The organism is Streptomyces luteosporeus, from assembly GCF_039532865.1.
GTDB lineage: Bacteria > Actinomycetota > Actinomycetes > Streptomycetales > Streptomycetaceae > Streptomyces > Streptomyces luteosporeus.
Genome location: NZ_BAAASL010000001.1, coordinates 439652 through 456268, shown reverse-complemented (window position 1 = coordinate 456268; position 16617 = coordinate 439652). Strand labels below are relative to the sequence as shown.

The 16617-nt window shown below is 72.4% G+C and carries 17 protein-coding genes; 8 read left to right on the top strand and 9 right to left on the bottom strand.

Features of this window, described 5'->3' with window-relative positions; genetic code table 11:
• The coding region (locus ABD361_RS02135; protein ID WP_344432856.1) for a biotin/lipoyl-containing protein at window positions 1–536 on the top strand (536 nt) is incomplete at its 5' end.
• A gap of 57 nt (window positions 537–593) precedes the next feature.
• Here the strand turns inward: ABD361_RS02135 and ABD361_RS30610 are convergent.
• Window positions 594–827, bottom strand: coding sequence for a type II toxin-antitoxin system RelE family toxin (locus ABD361_RS30610; RefSeq protein ID WP_361749507.1), 234 nt, complete (start codon window positions 825–827; stop codon window positions 594–596).
• 12 nt (window positions 828–839) lie between these two features.
• Entirely contained in the window at window positions 840–1118 is a 279-nt protein-coding gene (locus tag ABD361_RS02130; RefSeq protein ID WP_344432855.1) for a type II toxin-antitoxin system Phd/YefM family antitoxin, read from the bottom strand.
• A 117-nt stretch (window positions 1119–1235) separates the two neighbouring features.
• Here ABD361_RS02130 and ABD361_RS02125 point away from each other — a divergent pair, with 117 nt between their 5' ends.
• On the top strand, window positions 1236–1823 hold the full coding sequence (locus tag ABD361_RS02125) for a TetR/AcrR family transcriptional regulator (protein WP_344432853.1): 588 nt from the start codon (window positions 1236–1238) through the stop codon (window positions 1821–1823).
• Between the two features lie 101 nt (window positions 1824–1924).
• On the opposite strand, the gene ABD361_RS02120 is transcribed toward ABD361_RS02125, so the two are convergent.
• Both ABD361_RS02120 and ABD361_RS02115 read right to left on the bottom strand, forming a co-directional pair.
• On the bottom strand, window positions 1925–2899 hold the full coding sequence (locus ABD361_RS02120) for a DeoR/GlpR family DNA-binding transcription regulator (protein WP_425583120.1): 975 nt from the start codon (window positions 2897–2899) through the stop codon (window positions 1925–1927).
• A 152-nt stretch (window positions 2900–3051) separates the two neighbouring features.
• Window positions 3052–4500 (bottom strand): NAD(P)H-quinone dehydrogenase, encoded by a 1449-nt coding sequence (locus ABD361_RS02115; RefSeq protein WP_344432851.1) that lies wholly within the window; start codon window positions 4498–4500, stop codon window positions 3052–3054.
• A gap of 186 nt (window positions 4501–4686) precedes the next feature.
• Between ABD361_RS02115 and ABD361_RS02110 the strand changes: the two genes are divergently transcribed.
• The 3 genes from ABD361_RS02110 to ABD361_RS02100 all read left to right on the top strand — a co-directional run bounded on the left by ABD361_RS02110 (window position 4687) and on the right by ABD361_RS02100 (window position 8056).
• The gene (locus ABD361_RS02110; protein ID WP_344432850.1) at window positions 4687–5124 is read left to right on the top strand and encodes a gamma-glutamylcyclotransferase family protein; all 438 of its coding nucleotides are present in this window, start codon (window positions 4687–4689) and stop codon (window positions 5122–5124) included.
• 112 nt (window positions 5125–5236) lie between these two features.
• On the top strand, window positions 5237–6058 hold the full coding sequence (locus ABD361_RS02105) for a purine-nucleoside phosphorylase (protein ID WP_344432848.1): 822 nt from the start codon (window positions 5237–5239) through the stop codon (window positions 6056–6058).
• A 309-nt stretch (window positions 6059–6367) separates the two neighbouring features.
• Window positions 6368–8056 carry a phospho-sugar mutase gene (locus ABD361_RS02100; protein ID WP_344432847.1) on the top strand — a complete coding sequence of 563 codons (1689 nt, stop codon included), beginning with the start codon at window positions 6368–6370 and terminating at the stop codon, window positions 8054–8056.
• 199 nt (window positions 8057–8255) lie between these two features.
• Here ABD361_RS02100 and ABD361_RS02095 read toward each other — a convergent pair whose 3' ends face one another.
• The 4 genes from ABD361_RS02095 to ABD361_RS02080 form a co-directional block, all read right to left on the bottom strand.
• Window positions 8256–8864 carry a PH domain-containing protein gene (locus ABD361_RS02095; RefSeq protein ID WP_344432846.1) on the bottom strand — a complete coding sequence of 203 codons (609 nt, stop codon included), beginning with the start codon at window positions 8862–8864 and terminating at the stop codon, window positions 8256–8258.
• Between the two features lie 309 nt (window positions 8865–9173).
• Complete coding sequence (locus ABD361_RS02090; protein ID WP_344432845.1) at window positions 9174–9809, bottom strand: class F sortase; 636 nt, start codon at window positions 9807–9809, stop codon at window positions 9174–9176.
• A 75-nt stretch (window positions 9810–9884) separates the two neighbouring features.
• The gene (locus ABD361_RS02085; protein WP_344432844.1) at window positions 9885–10994 is read right to left on the bottom strand and encodes an RAD23 family protein; all 1110 of its coding nucleotides are present in this window, start codon (window positions 10992–10994) and stop codon (window positions 9885–9887) included.
• Window positions 10995–11245: 251 nt separating this feature from the next.
• Window positions 11246–12379, bottom strand: coding sequence for a hypothetical protein (locus ABD361_RS02080; protein ID WP_344432843.1), 1134 nt, complete (start codon window positions 12377–12379; stop codon window positions 11246–11248).
• A gap of 299 nt (window positions 12380–12678) precedes the next feature.
• On the opposite strand from ABD361_RS02080, the gene deoC reads away from it, so the two are divergent.
• The 3 genes from deoC to ABD361_RS02065 are packed head-to-tail and all read left to right on the top strand — an operon-like array spanning window position 12679 to window position 15930.
• A complete protein-coding gene (deoC, locus tag ABD361_RS02075; RefSeq protein ID WP_344432842.1) occupies window positions 12679–13620 on the top strand; it encodes a deoxyribose-phosphate aldolase in 942 nt (313 codons plus the stop codon).
• A gap of 2 nt (window positions 13621–13622) precedes the next feature.
• Window positions 13623–15053, top strand: a complete 1431-nt coding sequence (locus tag ABD361_RS02070) for an aldehyde dehydrogenase family protein (RefSeq protein WP_344432841.1) — start codon at window positions 13623–13625, stop codon at window positions 15051–15053.
• Window positions 15046–15930: an aldehyde dehydrogenase family protein gene (locus ABD361_RS02065; protein ID WP_344432840.1), complete on the top strand. Its 885-nt coding sequence runs from the start codon at window positions 15046–15048 to the stop codon at window positions 15928–15930. Before ABD361_RS02070 ends, ABD361_RS02065 begins: the two co-directional genes overlap by 8 nt.
• 84 nt (window positions 15931–16014) lie before the next feature.
• Here the strand turns inward: ABD361_RS02065 and ABD361_RS02060 are convergent, their stop codons facing one another.
• Window positions 16015–16605, bottom strand: a complete 591-nt coding sequence (locus tag ABD361_RS02060) for a hypothetical protein (protein ID WP_344432839.1) — start codon at window positions 16603–16605, stop codon at window positions 16015–16017.
• Window positions 16606–16617 lie beyond the last annotated feature (12 nt).

Below are 16617 nucleotides of genomic sequence, written 5' to 3'. Positions count from 1 at the left end.
CGGTCGAGGGCATGGCCACCGCCATCCCCTTCCACCGCGCCGTCGTCGCCGACCCCGCCTTCACCGACGACCCCTTCCACGTCCACACCCGCTGGATCGAAACCGAATTCGACAACCAAATCCCCCCCTACGCCGGCACCCCCGGTGCGGAGGACGAGGACGGCGAAGGCGGCCGCGAGACCGTCGTGGTCGAGGTCGGCGGCAAACGCCTGGAAGTCTCCCTGCCCGCCTCCCTGGGCATGACCCTCGCCCGCACCGCCGCCGCAGGCGGCGCCAAACCCAAGCGCCGCGCGGCGAAGAAGTCCGGCTCCGCCCTCACCGGCGACACCCTCGCCTCCCCCATGCAAGGCACCATCGTCAAGGTGGCGGTGGAAGAGGGCCAGCAGGTCAACGAGGGTGACCTGATCGTCGTGCTGGAGGCGATGAAGATGGAGCAGCCCATCAACGCCCACCGCACCGGCACGATCAAGGGCATCACCGCCGAGGTCGGCGCCTCGGTCTCCTCGGGCGCCGCGATCTGCGAGATCAAGGACTGATCGCACCAGTTGATCGCTGTGGGGCCCGGCCGAGGCATCGGCCGGGCCCTCCTCGTTTCACACGGCACGTCCGATGTTCAGGACGCGCACCACCTTCTCGTCGACGTGGTACAGCACTCGCCAATCTCCGACGGCGAGCCGGAAATAGCCCGACCCTCCCAGGGGGAACGCGGCTTCAGGTACGGGAGCGGCAGCCAGCCCCCGGACAGCGGCGACGCACTCCTTCGCGCCCACCGTGTCCGTCGGCCGTAAGCGGCGAAGCCCTTCCAGCGCTCGCCGCTCCCAAACGATCGTCCAGTCCGCTTAAGCGCTCTTCCTCTGCTCCGCATCGACGGCCTCAAGCAGCGCCTCGACCTCGTCGTGGGGAATCCACTGCGCCTCGGGGTCCTCATGGATCGCACGAGCCTCCGCCAGATCCAGCTGGTCCCGGATCCGCTGCAGCTCCTCGAGTTCTCCTATCGGGATCAGCACCGCCGCCGGCTTGCCGTACTCCGTGATGACGATCTGCTCATGCCCGTGCTGGACGCGGCTGACGAGTCGGCCCAGCTGGTTGCGGGCCTCGACGAGGGGGTAGCTCTCCATGCGCTCACCGTACACACCGGCCACTGTGTACACAGTCGCCTGAACGGGTGACCCATCCCGTCGCCCCACTGATGGCATCCTTGACCCCGCGGGGGCCGAGAGGGAGGACGGACGTACATGGCGACCGATACGGCGCGGACGTCACCACGACCGATGCGGGCGGACGCGCGGCGGAACTACGAGCGGCTGCTCGCGGAGGCCCGTACGGCGTTCACCGAGCACGGTACGGACGCCTCGCTGGAGGACATCGCCAGGCGGGCCGGCGTCGGCATCGGCACCCTGTACCGGCACTTCCCCAACCGCACGGCGCTGATGAGCGCCGTCTTCCAGGGCGAGGTGGACGGCCTGCTGGCCCGTTCGCGCGAGCTGCTGGCCTCCCCCGAGCCGTGCCGGGCCCTGGTCGCCTGGCTGCGGGCCATCGTGACGCACGCCAGCACGTACCGCGGCCTGTCGCGGGCCCTGATGGCCGCGCAGTCCGACAAGGCGTCCGCGATGGCGCGGTGCAGCCTGCCCATGCGGGAGGCGGGCAGTGCGCTGCTCGCCCGGGCCCAGCAGGCGGGCGCCATCAGCCCGGACGTGGACATCGTCGACGTGATGCAGCTGACCAACGCCATCGCGCTGGCGGTCGAACAGTCCCCGGACGACCCGGAGTTGGCCGACCGCCTGCTCACGCTGACACTGACGGGCCTGAAGGCCCGCCCCTGACGCGCCCGTCAGGGGCAGCGCCCCGTAAGGGGCGCGGGGAACTGCGCGATCGGCCACCGACGGCCCGCAGCCGGCACGCCACCCCAGGGCCGCAGGGCGGCCTAGCGCCGGCGCGGGGCCAGGTCGGCGACGCGCGCCGTCGCCTGGTCGCCCAGGGGTACGGCGCCGCGCAGCTGGGCTCCGGGCGGCGCGCCGCCCCCGGGGCCGGGCGGCTGTCCGTGGCCCAGCGGGAGGCTGCGGCGCTGGCCCGGCAGGGGCGGGACGTCGCGCCGCCGGGCCGGGGCGACCCCCGCGTCGCCGTGGCCGCCGCCGGTGGAGCCGTTGCCGGTGCCGGGGCCGGCCACGGAGATGTGCACGCCCTGGTCGGCCAGGGCCTGCAGCTCGGTGGCCGCGCGGTCGGCGTGGGCGGGCGGCTCGTCGGTGACCAGGCGCGTGATCACGTCCGTGGGCACGGTCTGGAACATGGTGTCGGTGCCGAGCTTGGTGTGGTCGGCGAGCACCACGACCTCCGCCGCGGCCTGCACCAGCGCCCGGTCCACGCTCGCGGAGAGCATGTTGGACGTGGACAGCCCGCGCTCGGCGGTCAGCCCGCTGCCGGAGAGGAAGGCACGGGAGACCCGCAGTCCCTGCAGGGACTGCTCGGCGCCGCTGCCGACCAGGGCGTAGTTCGAGCCTCTGAGCGTGCCGCCGGTCATCACGACCTCGACCCGGTTGGCGTGGGCGAGGGCCTGGGCGACGAGCAGGGAGTTGGTCACCACGGTCAGGCCCGGCACCCGGGCGAGCCGGCGGGCCAGCTCCTGGGTGGTCGTACCCGCGCCGACGACGACGGCCTCGCCCTCCTCGACGAAGCTCGCCGCGAGATCGGCGATGGCCGTCTTCTCGGCGGTCGCTAGATGGGATTTCTGCGGGAAGCCGGACTCCCTGGTGAAACCGCCCGGCAGCACCGCACCGCCGTGCCGGCGGTCGAGCAGTCCTTCGGCCTCCAGCGCCCGCACGTCCCGCCGTACGGTCACTTCTGAGGTCTGGACGACGCGGGCGAGCTCACGGAGCGATACCGCTCCGTTGGCCCGCACCATTTCGAGGATCAATTGGCGACGTTCTGCAGCGAACACGAAACCGACAGTAACGCCAACGTCCATCTGTTTTCAGCAGGTTGCAGCAATTAACGGAAGTTGTCCGTGCCGCAACCCGCCGAGTGGTATGAGGAGTGAGCTCCCGGGGGTCCCCGCTACGCCTCCCGCTGCGTCTTCCTCGTGTGCAACTGCCGTGCCACCTCGGCGATCGAACCCGACAGCGACGGGTACACGGTGAACGCATTGGCGATCTGTTCGACTGTCAGATTGTTGTCGACCGCGATCGAGATCGGATGAATGAGCTCGCTCGCCCGCGGCGACACCACGACACCGCCGACGACGATGCCCGTACCGGGGCGACAGAACATCTTCACGAATCCGTCGCGGATGCCCTGCATCTTCGCCCGGGGATTACGCAGCAGCGGAAGCTTGACGACCCGTGCGTCAATCAGACCGGCATCGACATCGGCCTGGGTGTACCCGACCGTCGCAATCTCCGGATCCGTAAATACGTTCGCGGATACCGTCTTGAGATTGAGCGGAGTCACCGCGTCGCCCAGGAAGTGGTACATCGCGATCCGGCCCTGCATGGCCGCCACGGACGCCAGCGCGAAGACGCCGGTGCAGTCGCCGGCCGCGTACACGCCCGGCGCGGTGGTGCGCGAGACCTTGTCCGTCCAGATGTGCCCGGAGTCCTTCAGCCGGACCCCGGCCTCCTCCAGCCCGATGCCCGCGGTGTTGGGGATCGCGCCGACCGCCATCAGGCAGTGCGTACCGGTGATCACCCGGCCGTCGGCCAGCGTGACCTCCACCCGATCGCCCACCCGCTTGGCGGACTGCGCCCGGGAGCGCGCCATCACGTTCATGCCGCGGCGCCGGAAGACGTCCTCCAGCACGGCCGCGGCGTCCGGGTCCTCGCCCGGCAGCACCCGGTCGCGGCTGGAGACCAGCGTCACCTTCGAGCCCAGCGCCTGGTAGGCGCCCGCGAACTCGGCACCGGTCACACCGGAGCCCACCACGATGAGCTCCTCGGGGAGCTCGTCGAGGTCGTAGACCTGCGTCCAGTTCAGGATGCGCTCGCCGTCGGGCAGCGCGTCCGGGATCTCCCGCGGGTGCCCGCCCGTCGCGATCAGCACCGCGTCGGCGACCAGCGTCTCCTCCGAGCCGTCCGCCGCGCGCACGACGACCCGCCGCGAGCCGTCCGCCGCCTGCTCCCCCTCCAGCCGGCCGCGACCGCGCAGCACGCGACCGCCCGCACGGGTGACGGAGGCGGTGATGTCGTGCGACTGGGCCAGCGCCAGGCGCTTCACGCGGCGGTTGACCTTGCCCAGGTCCACGCCGACCACTCCGGCGGCCCGCTCCAGCGGCGGGGTGTCGTCGGCGACGATGATCCCCAGCTCCTCGTACGAGGAGTCGAAGGTCGTCATCACCTCGGCCGTCGCGATGAGAGTCTTCGAGGGCACGCAGTCGGTCAGCACCGACGCCCCGCCCAGACCGTCGCAGTCGACGACGGTCACCTCCGCGCCGAGCTGGGCGGCCACCAGGGCCGCCTCGTAGCCGCCGGGTCCGCCACCGATGATCACGATCCGAGTCACGTACTCCATTGTCCCGCACCCATCAAAGCGGCTCCTTCCGGGGCTCCCCCTTGCCGGATCCGCGCCGGATCCGGGCGGGATCCGGGCCGGATCGCCCGCCGATCCGTGCGAGCCTCGGCGAAAAGTTCCACGCGAACCCTCTTCGAGGTTGCCACCCCAAATGCCGTTCCGCCTCACTCCCGTACTCTCGGAACCATGTCGCTCTACGCCGCTTACGCCGGCAACCTCGACGCGCGGCTGATGTCCCGCCGCGCCCCGCACTCGCCGCTGCGCGGCACGGGCTGGCTCAACGGCTGGCGGCTCACCTTCGGCGGCGAGCAGATGGGCTGGGAGGGCGCCCTGGCCACCATCGTCGAGGACCCCGCCTCCCAGGTCTTCGTGGCCCTCTACGACATCGCTCCGATGGACGAGGAGTCGATGGACCGTTGGGAGGGCGTCGGCATGGAGGTCTACCGCCGCATGCGGGTGAGGGTGCACACTCTCGACGGAGAGGAAGCGGCCTGGGCCTACGTGCTCAACGGCTACGAGGGCGGCCTGCCCTCCGCCCGCTACCTCGGCGAGATCGCCGACGCCGCGGAATCCGCCGGGGCGCCGCACGACTACGTCATGGAGATCCGCAAGCGCCCGTGCTGACCGTGTGCCCAGCGTGACGGCCTCATTTCGTCACAAAACACAAAGCAACAATCGGGATACCGTCACCTGAGACATCTACGCGCGTAGGCGCCGACCGGTTACCCTCGTCCGCGTGAACGCTTCGCTTACCCCCGACATCCAGGCCGACCCGTACGCCGCCGCCGACGCCGCCGCCGCCCGCCTGCGCGAGCTCACGGGCGCCGAGACCCACGACGTCGCCCTGGTCATGGGCTCCGGCTGGGTTCCCGCCACCGAGGCCCTCGGTGCCCCCGAGATCGAGTTCCCGGTCACCGAGCTGCCGGGCTTCTCGGCCGCCGCCGTCGCGGGCCACGCGGGCACGGTCCGGTCGTACAAGATCAACGACAAGCGCGCCCTGGTCTTCCTCGGCCGCACCCACTACTACGAGGGCCGCGGCGTCGCCGCCGTCGTCCACGGCGTGCGCACCTCCGTCGCCGCCGGCTGCAAGACCGTCGTCCTCACCAACGGCTGCGGCGGCCTGCGCGACGGCATGCGCCCCGGCCAGCCGGTGCTGATCAGCGACCACATCAACATGACGGCGACCTCGCCGATCGTCGGCGCCAACTTCGTCGACCTCACCGACCTGTACTCGCCGCGCCTGCGCGCGCTGTGCAAGGAGGTGGACGAGACCCTGGAGGAGGGCGTCTACGTCCAGCTCCCCGGCCCGCACTACGAGACCCCGGCCGAGATCAAGATGGTCCGCACCCTCGGCGGCGACCTCGTCGGCATGTCCACCACGCTGGAAGCCATCGCGGCCCGCGAGGCCGGTGCCGAGGTCCTCGGCATCTCCCTCGTCACGAACCTGGCCGCGGGCATGACGGGCGAGCCCCTCAACCACGAGGAAGTCCTGCAGGCCGGCCGCGACTCGGCCGCGCGCATGGGCTCCCTGCTCGCGCAGGTCCTGCCGAAGCTCTGACCTTCACCGCTCCGCGCCGTAAGGCCCCGCGCCTTCCGGCGCGGGGTTTTTTACGCCGCTGCAGCCGCCTGACGGCGGGAGGGGCCGGGGCGGGGTGGGCCCCGGCAGGGACGTTGGGGGCACCTCCCAGCGTCTAGCTGGGGGAGTGATTTGCGGCGGCATTCGGGGCACGCTCAACGCTGTGCCTCGTCCGCCGTAAATCATGCAGTCCCAGAAGGGCCCGTCCCGCCCCGGACCCGACCCACAGCGCACCGTGCGCACCCCGCACCGCAGGCGCACCGCACCCCGAACCCCTCCGGAGGAGACCCCGTGGAGCGAGACGACCTCATCGCCCAGGCCAGGACCTGGCTCGCCGAGGACCCCGACCCCGAGACCCGCGACGAGCTCGCGGCGCTCATCGACGCCGGCGACCTCGCCGAGCTCGGCGCCCGCTTCGCCGGCACCCTGCAGTTCGGCACCGCCGGCCTGCGCGGTGAGCTCGGCGCCGGCCCGATGCGCATGAACCGCGCCGTCGTCATTCGCGCCGCCGCGGGTCTCGCCGCGTACCTCAAGAAGCAGGGTCACGGCCGGGGCACCGTCGTCATCGGCTACGACGCCCGCTACAAGTCCGCGGACTTCGCCCGCGACACCGCCGCCGTGATGGTGGGCGCCGGGCTGAAGGCCGCGCTGCTGCCGAAGCCGCTGCCGACGCCCGTGCTGGCCTTCGCCATCCGCCACCTCGGCGCCGTGGCAGGCATCGAGGTCACGGCCAGCCACAACCCGCCGCGCGACAACGGCTACAAGGTCTACCTCGGCGACGGCTCGCAGATCGTGCCGCCGGCCGACGCCGGCATCGCCGCCGAGATCGCGGCCATCGCCTCGCTGAACGACGTGCCCCGCGCGGAGTCCGGCTGGGAGACGCTGGGCGAGGACGACGTCGTCGGCGCCTACCTCGCCCGTACCGACGCCGTCCTGACCGGCGGTACGCCGCGCGACGCGCGCGTCGTCTACACGCCGATGCACGGCGTCGGCCGCGACGTGCTGACCGCCGCGTTCGCCCGCGCCGGCTTCCCGGCGCCGACCGTGGTCGCCGCGCAGGCCGAGCCCGACCCGGACTTCCCGACGGTGGCCTTCCCCAACCCGGAGGAGCCGGGCGCGATGGACCTGGCCTTCGCCACCGCCCGCGAGGCCGCGGCGCGCGGCGAGGCGCCCGACATCATCATCGCCAACGACCCCGACGCCGACCGCTGCGCGGTGGCCGTCCCGGCCCCGGAGACGGTCGAGGGCTGGCGCATGCTGCGCGGCGACGAGGTGGGCGCGCTGCTGGCCACGCACCTGGTGCACAAGAGCGCCCGCGGCACGTTCGCGACGACGATCGTCTCGTCGTCGCTGCTGTCGCGCATCGCGGCCGCCGCGGCCGGAGCGGGCTACGAGGAGACGCTCACCGGCTTCAAGTGGCTCTCCCGCGTGGACGGCCTGCGCTACGCCTACGAGGAGGCGCTGGGCTACTGCGTCGACCCCGAGGGCGTGCGCGACAAGGACGGCATCACCGCCGCGCTGCTGGTGGCGGAGCTGACGGCGGAGCTCAAGGCGTCCGGGCGGACGCTGAGCGACCTGCTGGACGACCTCGCGGTCGAGCACGGCCTGCACGCCACCGACCAGCTGTCGGTGCGCGTCGAGGACCTGTCCCTGATCGCCTCCGCGATGCGGACGCTGCGCGAGCAGCCGCCGGCGGTGCTGGCCGGGCTGCACGTGGTCTCGGCGGAGGACCTCACGAAGGGCACCGAGTCCCTGCCGCCGACCGACGGCCTGCGGTACGCCCTGGCGGGCGACGAGGCGGGCAACGTGGCGGGGGCCCGGGTGATCGTGCGGCCGAGCGGCACGGAGCCGAAGCTGAAGTGCTACCTGGAGGTCGTGGTGCCGGTCGCCTCGGCGGCGGACCTCGGTGACGCGCGGCGGCGGGCCGACGAGGTGCTGGCGGGGCTGAAGACGGACATGGCGCGGGCCGCGGGCATCTGACGCGACGGCGCGCGGCCCCGCCCTCTCCCCGTCTCGGAGCGGGGCTGCGCCCCGTAGGGGCGCGGGGAACTGCGCGATCAGCCACCGACGGCCTGCAGCCGAACGCGCCGCCCCGGGGCCCGGGTGCTGTGCGCGGCTGCAGGCCGTCGGTGGCTTGTCGCGCCCACGCGGCGGTAGCCGCAGCGCCCCAACGGGGCGCTCAGCCCACCGCGGCGAGCGCGCAGAGCAGCGCCAGCCCCACCGCAGCGGGCGCGATGACCTCGTACGCCCAGCGGACCGTCGGCGTGCCTTCCCGCGACGCGCCCCGCTCCGCGAGCTCGCGGAGGTCGTCGATCGCCTGGTCCGAGGGCGCCCGCAGCGGCGCGGCCGTCACCGACGCCCGCCCCGTCACGTCCGTGGCCGCGTCCCGCGCCGCCGTGCGCGCGGCGCGCTTGCGCTGGCGCAGGGAGACGGGGATGGCCCACAGCTGGTACTTCGTGCCGCCGGCGAACACTTCGCTGGAGTAGCCGGCGCGCACGCCTTCGACGCAGCCCCACGGCAGGGTGATCGTGCGGAAGGGGTTGCGGATGAGCAGGCGCTCCGTACCGGCCCATACGGCGGGCCGCAGCGTGAACGCGATGATCAGCGGCACCACGAAGATGAGGGCCGCGAGTGCGAGCCACGGCGTGTTGCCCGTGCCGCGCAGCATCGCGTCGCCGCCCAGCCAGGCGGCCAGGCCGAGCAGCAGGACGCCGCCGGCGATGCCCGCGGGCGAGCGGTAGGAGCGCTCGGCGACGTCCGGGGGCTGGGGGGAGCTCGAGCTGGTCATGGGGCCGATTCTGCCCGACGGCAGGCGGGACGGACGTTGCGGTACGGCAACGGCCGGGCGCCCCGCAGGGGCGCGGGGCCGTGCCGATCTGCGGCCGCCGCCGCGTGGGCGCGACACGGCACCCCGTCCGCGGGCGCGTCGTGGCTTGTCGCGCAGTTCCCCGCGCCCCTACGGGGCACGGTGGGCTGGTGCAGTGCCCCGTCAGGGGCGCGGGGCGGTGTCGATCTGCGGCTGCCGCCGCGTGGGCGCGATCAGCCACGACGCGCCCGCAGTCGAACGCGCCGCCCCGGGGCCCCGGCGGAGCGCGGCTCAGGACGTGGCCTTCGTGGTCGCCGTCAGGTCGGCGTAGATGACGATGTTGTCGGGCCGGTGCCCGTCGCGCAGGTCGCCGCCGCAGGTGATGATGCGCAGTTCGGGGCGGGTGGTGTTGCCGTACACCTTCTGCGTGGGGAAGTTCTTCTTGTCGACCTGTTGCAGTTCGCGGACGGTGAAGGTGGCCGTGGAGCCGTCGGCGCGGGTGACGACGACGGGGTCGCCGGTCTTGATGCGGGCGACGTCCTTGAGGACGGCTGGGCCCTCGGCGGTGTCGTAGTGGCCGATGAGCACGGCCGGCCCGGTCTCCCCGGGCGTGACGCCCTTGTCGTACCAGCCGATGCGGTCGGCCTGGGCGACGGAGGGCACCTCGACGGTGCCGTCGTCGGTGAGTCCGAGGTCGAGGATCGGGCTCGCGTCGACGCCGGCCGCGGGCACCCGGACGCGTACGGGTTTGGAGGCGGCGAGGGCGGCGACGCCCGAGGCGGGCCGGGCCGCGGCGGTCGCCGCGACGTGGGCGCCGGCCTTGGGCACGTCGGAGCCGCCGCAGGCGGCGAGCCCGCCGCCGAGAGCGGCGACGAGCAGCCCGGCCGTGGCGACCCGCCGGGCACGGGAGCGGGAGAGCGTGGTCATGCGGGGCTCCTGTCGGGCGCGAAGGGCGGGCCGCCCGCTGACGCGGCGGCCCGCCCGGGGTCCTGGTGGCGCGGATCAGGCGGCGGTGCGGTCCGCGCGGCGGCGCAGTACGGCGAACGCCACACCGGCGGCGCTGACCGAGGCGAGGGCGCCACCGGCGGCGAGCAGCGCGGTGTCGTTGCCCTCGCGCACGCCCTCGGCACCGGCGGCGACGCCGCCCTGCGGCATGACCTTGGTCTGGGCGGCGGCCGACACCACGCCGGTGGTGCCGCCGTTGGCCTTGACGCCGGTCGCGCCGGCGGCGGTCTTGGCCTTGGCCTTGGCCGGGAAGTCGTAGGACTTGCCGTTCACGAGCAGGACCGGGTGGGGGCCGTCGACGCCCTCCAGGCTCAGGTTCAGGCCCTCGACCGTCGCGCTGACGTTGTCCCGGTTGAGCAGCGCCGCCACGTGCTGGATGTACGGGTCACCCGGCTTCCAGTCCGGGCCGACGTTGCGGATCCACGCCTCGGCGCTGCCGTTGGCGGGGTCGTAGCGCAGGACCGCGACCAGGCCCTTGCCGATGGAGACCACCGTGCCCTCGAACCGGGCGGCTCCGCCCTTGGTGTCCTGGTGCGCGGGGGTGCCGGCGCCCTGGCCCTGGGAGGAGGTCGTCAGGCTCTGGGAGACCTCGCCCGTGGTGGTGTCGAAGGTGACCAGCATGGTGCCGACCTGCCGGGTGACGACGCTGGGACCGCCGGCCTTGATGACGACGTGGTGGCCCTTGCCGGTGATCAGCAGGTTGTAGGCACCACGGGACAGCTGGTAGACGTTCCCGCTGCTGCCGTCGCGCATCTGCACCACGAACCGCCAGGTGCCGAGCTCGTTGGCCTGCGTGTCACCGTTCTTGTCGTCCGCCGGCTTGCTCTCCTTCGGCGCGGTGCTCGGGCTCGCCTTGCCCGTCTCCTTGCCGTTCTGCGCGGGAGCGCTCGCCTTCGCGGAGGGCTGGGTGCCGGTGGTCGGCGCGGTCGACGCCGTCGGAGCCGTCGGAGCCGTCGGCTCGGCCGGCTTCGTCGCGGGGACGGTCGGCGTGGAGGCGCCCGGGTCCATGGCGAACGCGGCGGTGGCGGGCGCGAGGACGGCGGAGGCGAGTGCGGCGGAGGCGACGGCTGCACGCAGGGCGTTACGACGGCGCGGGAACTTGGACATGCTGGACTCCTGGCTGGTCGGGCCTGGTCGGTTGGAAGTTCGCATGCCGCTTCCCTCTTGATTCGGATGAGGCCGGAGAGGTCGGGCGGGGCTGCTGAAGAAAACACTAACGATCACCTGTGACCGGTCTTTCGGGTTTTTGTCACGGAACATCAACAGCGATCGACCGAAACCGACCGAGTCGGGTCCGGACAACGCGAAACGGGCCGCTGTCCGAGGACAGCGGCCCGCTCACGGGTGGTTCAGGGTGTTCAGGAGTGGGCGCCCACGGCGGCCCGGCGGCGGTACAGCACCGCGAAGCCCAGGCCGGCCGCACCGGCCGCGGCCAGCGCGCCGCCGCCCGCGAGGAGGACGGTGTCGTCGCCCCGGCCCGCAACCTCCGCACCGGCGGCGACGCCGCCCTGCGGGGTGACCTTGGTCTGCGCACCGGCGGCCGACACGGTCCCGGTGCTGCCACCGTTGGCCTTGGTGCCGGTGGCGGTGCCCGCGGTGCCGGTGTCACAGCCGGCCGGCAGGGCCGGGAAGTCGTAGGTCGAGACCGGGTAGTCGCCGCCCTGCAGCTTCACCCACAGCTTCGGGTGCGAGGTGGAGGCGTCGATGATCTTGAAGTGGCCGTTCTGCTGCTGCGGGTGCTTGCGGTCGAGCCAGCCGCCGAACTGCTCGCCGTCGCGGTCCATGAAGCCGGCCTTCGGACCCTCTTGATCGTTCATGAGGATGGCGGTGACGTAGCGGCCGACGACAACCTCCGTGGTCACCCGGCACCGGGCGGCCTCCTCGCCGGCCTTGGTCACGGGACCCTGGCCGGGGTTGGCCTTGTTGCTGAGGATCTCGACGCTGCCGTCGGCGGCGTGCAACGTGATGAACTGGTTGTTGTACGTGATCGAAGCGTCCTTGCCGTCGGCTTCGACGCGCGCCGCCAGCACACCACTCGCCCGCCTGTTGGCGATCCGGCCTTCGTAATGGTTCGGGCCGAGCTTGTAGACGCGGATGATGCCGCCCTGGCGCAGGTCGTACTCGCCGACCAGCCTGCTGGCCTCGGCGCCGTTGCCGGAACCGCCATCCTTCTTCTCGGCGCCCGTCTCCTTGCCGCCCTTCGCCGGAGCGCTCGGCTGGGCCGACGGCTGCGCACCGCCGGTCGGCGCGCTCGACGTGGGGGCCGTCGGGGCCGTCGGAACCGTCGGGTCCGCCGGCTTGGTCGGTGCCGGGAGCTTCGGCTCCGCCGGCTTCGTCGCCGGGGCGCTGGGGACCGGCGACGGCGCCGCCGGGTCCATGGCGAACGCGGCGGTCGCCGGTGCCAGGACGGCGGAGGCGAGCGCGGCGGAGGTGAGGGCTACGCGGACCGCGGCGGCGGTACGGCGGCGGCGCTGGGGAACAAAAGCTGACATGCTGGACTCCTGGCTGGTCGGGCCTGGTCGATAGGGATTCGCATGCCGCTTCCCTCGCTTCGGGTGGGGCCGGAGAGGTCGGGCGGATCTGCTGAGAACTACGTTATGGATCGGATGTGATCGGACTTTCTGTCTTTTGTCACCGAACATCGACAGGAAGCGGAAGTGTCCGTACCGGAGTTGATCAAGGGCAGGGGGATGACATGCGCTACGCGCGTAGATATGCTCATCTGGTGACCACGCAGGCTCAAACAACAGTCCCCTCATCCGGCAACGAAGCCGCTGAGCGACTGGCATCGATGGCGGACGTCACCGCCTCCGACGCCGCGCTGCGCCGCTTCCTGCACGGCCTGCCGGGCGTCGACCCGGTCGGGCTGGAGGCCCGCGCCTCGGCGCTGGGCACGCGCTCGATCAAGACGACGGCGAAGGCGTACGCCATCGACCTGGCGATCTCCATGATCGACCTGACGACCCTGGAGGGCGCGGACACCCCGGGCAAGGTCCGGGCGCTGGCCGCCAAGGCTCTCAACCCCGACCCGACCGACCGCGGCACCCCCCGTACGGCCGCCGTCTGCGTCTACCCCGACATGGTGGCCACCGCGGCCGAGGCCGTGCGCGGTTCGGACGTGAAGGTGGCCTCCGTCGCCACCGCCTTCCCCGCGGGCCGTGCGGCCCTGCCGGTGAAGCTGGCCGACACCAGGGACGCGGTCGCCGCCGGGGCGCACGAGATCGACATGGTGATCGACCGCGGTGCGTTCCTCTCCGGCCACTACCTGAAGGTCTTCGAGGAGATCAAGGCCGTCAAGGACGCCTGCCGGCGCGAGGACGGCTCCGCCGCCCGCCTGAAGGTCATCTTCGAGACCGGCGAGCTGTCGACGTACGACAACATCCGCCGCGCCTCCTGGCTGGGCATGCTGGCCGGTGCCGACTTCATCAAGACCTCGACCGGCAAGGTGGCCGTCAACGCCACCCCGGCGAACACGCTGCTGATGCTGGAGGCCGTGCGCGACTTCCGCGACGCCACCGGCGTCCAGGTCGGCGTGAAGCCGGCCGGCGGCATCCGCACCACCAAGGACGCGCTCAAGTTCCTGGTGCTGGTGAACGAGACCGTCGGCGAGGAGTGGCTGACCAACGAGTGGTTCCGTTTCGGGGCCTCCAGCCTGCTCAACGACCTGCTGATGCAGCGCCAGAAGCTCAGCACCGGGCGCTACTCCGGTCCCGACTACGTGACGGTGGACTGACCATGGCTTTTGAATACGCACCGGCGCCCGAGTCGCGCGCGGTCGTCGACATCGCCCCGTCCTACGGGCTGTTCATCGACGGCGAGTTCCGCGAGGCGTCCGACGGCAAGGTCTTCAAGACCGTCTCGCCGTCGACCGAGGAGGTCCTCTCCGAGGTCGCCCAGGCGTCCGCCGAGGACGTCGACGCGGCGGTCAAGGCCGCCCGCAAGGCGTTCGAGAAGTGGTCGGCGCTGCCGGGCTCCGAGCGCGCCAAGTACCTGTTCCGGATCGCCCGGATCATCCAGGAGCGCTCCCGCGAGCTGGCCGTCCTGGAGACGCTCGACAACGGCAAGCCGATCAAGGAGACCCGCGACGCGGACCTCCCGCTGGTCGCCGCGCACTTCTTCTACTACGCGGGCTGGGCCGACAAGCTGGAGCACGCCGGTTTCGGGCCGAACCCGAAGCCGCTGGGCGTCGCCGGCCAGGTCATCCCGTGGAACTTCCCGCTGCTGATGCTGGCGTGGAAGATCGCCCCGGCGCTGGCCGCGGGCAACACGGTCGTGCTCAAGCCCGCCGAGACCACGCCGCTGTCGGCGCTGTTCTTCGCGGACATCTGCCGTCAGGCGGGCCTGCCGAAGGGTGTCGTCAACATCCTCACCGGCGACGGCTCGACCGGTGCCGCGCTCGTCGGGCACGAGGGCGTCGACAAGGTGGCCTTCACCGGCTCGACCGCGGTCGGCAAGCAGATCGCCCGTACCGTCGCGGGTACGGACAAGAAGCTGACCCTGGAGCTGGGCGGCAAGGGCGCCAACATCGTCTTCGACGACGCGCCGATCGACCAGGCGGTCGAGGGCATCGTGGGCGGCATCTTCTTCAACCAGGGCCAGGTCTGCTGCGCGGGCTCCCGCCTGCTGGTCCAGGAGTCGATCCAGGACGAGCTGCTGGACGCCCTCAAGCGCCGCATGTCCACCCTGCGCGTGGGCGACCCGCTCGACAAGAACACCGACGTCGGTGCGATCAACTCCGCCGAGCAGCTGGCCCGGATCACCGAGCTGGCCGACAGCGGCGTCGCCGAGGGCGCCGAGCGCTGGGCCCCGGCGTGCGAGCTGCCGGGCAACGGCTACTGGTTCGCCCCGACGCTCTTCACGAACGTCACCCAGGCGCACCGCATCGCCCGCGAGGAGATCTTCGGCCCGGTGCTGTCCGTGCTGTCCTTCCGTACGCCGGCCGAGGCCGTCGCGAAGGCCAACAACAGCCAGTACGGGCTGTCGGCGGGCATCTGGACGGAGAAGGGCTCGCGCATGCTGGCGGTCGCCGACAAGCTGCGCGCGGGCGTCGTCTGGGCCAACACGTTCAACAAGTTCGATCCCACGTCGCCCTTCGGTGGGTACAAGGAGTCCGGTTTCGGGCGCGAGGGTGGCCGTCACGGTCTGGAGGCTTACCTCGATGTCTGATCGCCTTAGCGTTTTCAAGACCTACAAGCTGTTCGTCGGGGGCAAGTTCCCCCGGTCCGAGAGCGGGCGGGTGTACGAGGTGACCGACTCCAAGGGCAACTGGCTCGCCAACGCCCCGCTGTCCTCGCGCAAGGACGCCCGGGACGCCGTCGTCGCGGCCCGCAAGGCCGTCGGCGCCTGGTCGGGCGCGACCGCGTACAACCGCGGTCAGGTCCTCTACCGCGTCGCCGAGATGCTGGAGGGCCGCCGCGACCAGTTCGTCGCCGAGGTCGCCGACGCCGAGGGCCTGTCGAAGGCCAAGGCCGCGGCCCAGGTGGACGCCGCGATCGACCGCTGGGTCTGGTACGCCGGGTGGACCGACAAGATCGCCCAGATCGCCGGGGGCGCCAACCCCGTCGCCGGGCCGTTCTTCAACGTCTCCGCCCCGGAGCCGACCGGTGTGGTGGCCGTCGTGGCGCCGCAGGACTCCTCGTTCCTGGGCCTGGTCTCCGTGATCGCCCCGGTGATCGCCGGTGGCAACACGGTCGTCGTGGTCGCCTCCGAGAAGGCGCCGCTGCCGGCGCTGTCGCTGGGCGAGGTGCTGGCCACCTCCGACGTGCCCGGTGGCGTCGTGAACATCCTGTCCGGCAAGGCCGCGGAGATCTTCCCGTCGCTCGCCGCGCACCAGGACGTCAACGCGATCGACCTGGCCGGTGCCGACGCCGCCCTGGCGAAGGAGCTGGAGGTCGCCGCCGCGGACAACCTCAAGCGCGTCGTCCGTCCACAGGCTGTGGACTGGTCCGCCGACCCGGGCACGAAGCGCCTGCTGGCCTTCCTGGAGACGAAGACCGTCTGGCACCCCACGGGTTCGCTGGGCGCGGGCGGTTCGTCCTACTGACGCCCCTCGCCCCTCGTACGACGGCGGTGGCGGCTTCCCCGGAAGCCGCCACCGCCGTCGTCGTCTCTGTCCGCTGTGCCCCTCTCAGCCGATGAGGCCCTTGCCGGGCGGGCCGAAGAGAGCCTGGCCCTGACTCTGACCCTGGCCCTGGCCCTGCGACGCGTCACCGGTGCTCAGGGGGCCGACGCTGTTGTTGCCGAGCGGGCCGACCGCACCCGTACCGTCCGCGCCGGCCGGGGCGAGGGGGGCGTTCGCGCCGGGCAGTGCGCCCAGCACCTGGCCGACCACGGGCAGGTCACCGAGCTGGCCGCGCTTGGTGACGGGGGACGTCACCATGTCGGTGCCGACCGGCTTGAAGTCGGCGACCTTGGTGCGGGCGCCGTTGTTGAGCGGGTCCACGGGCGTGGCGGCGAGCGGGTGGTACTTGAAGGTCTTGAGCACCGGCGACAACCCCTCCACCGACTTCTGCAGCGCGATGCCGGTGCCCACGAAGGCCGCCCCGACGTCCGTGCGCCCCAGGGTCGCGGTCGGCGGCTGGGTGTGGGCGCTCGCCTGCGCCGCACCGCCCGCCGCGAGCGCCGCGCCCGCGGAGACGGTCAGCCCGACGCGCATCAGCGCGCGGCGGCGCGGGGGTGGGGGAACAGCGGTGCGTGCGTGACGTGCGTGGGAGGCCATGGTCACCTGCCG

Coding starts and splice junctions, on each gene's coding strand:
- ABD361_RS02065 (WP_344432840.1), top strand. CDS start 15,046: ATGTCTGATCGCCTTAGCGTTTTCAAGACCTACAAGCTGTTCGTCGGG.
- ABD361_RS02115 (WP_344432851.1), bottom strand. CDS start 4,500: ATGGAGTACGTGACTCGGATCGTGATCATCGGTGGCGGACCCGGCGGC.
- ABD361_RS02110 (WP_344432850.1), top strand. CDS start 4,687: ATGTCGCTCTACGCCGCTTACGCCGGCAACCTCGACGCGCGGCTGATG.
- deoC (WP_344432842.1), top strand. CDS start 12,679: ATGGCGGACGTCACCGCCTCCGACGCCGCGCTGCGCCGCTTCCTGCAC.
- ABD361_RS02085 (WP_344432844.1), bottom strand. CDS start 10,994: ATGTCCAAGTTCCCGCGCCGTCGTAACGCCCTGCGTGCAGCCGTCGCC.
- ABD361_RS02090 (WP_344432845.1), bottom strand. CDS start 9,809: ATGACCACGCTCTCCCGCTCCCGTGCCCGGCGGGTCGCCACGGCCGGG.
- ABD361_RS02125 (WP_344432853.1), top strand. CDS start 1,236: ATGGCGACCGATACGGCGCGGACGTCACCACGACCGATGCGGGCGGAC.
- ABD361_RS02095 (WP_344432846.1), bottom strand. CDS start 8,864: ATGACCAGCTCGAGCTCCCCCCAGCCCCCGGACGTCGCCGAGCGCTCC.
- ABD361_RS02070 (WP_344432841.1), top strand. CDS start 13,623: ATGGCTTTTGAATACGCACCGGCGCCCGAGTCGCGCGCGGTCGTCGAC.
- ABD361_RS02120 (WP_425583120.1), bottom strand. CDS start 2,899: ATGGTGCGGGCCAACGGAGCGGTATCGCTCCGTGAGCTCGCCCGCGTC.
- ABD361_RS02080 (WP_344432843.1), bottom strand. CDS start 12,379: ATGTCAGCTTTTGTTCCCCAGCGCCGCCGCCGTACCGCCGCCGCGGTC.
- ABD361_RS02060 (WP_344432839.1), bottom strand. CDS start 16,605: ATGGCCTCCCACGCACGTCACGCACGCACCGCTGTTCCCCCACCCCCG.
- ABD361_RS02130 (WP_344432855.1), bottom strand. CDS start 1,118: ATGGAGAGCTACCCCCTCGTCGAGGCCCGCAACCAGCTGGGCCGACTC.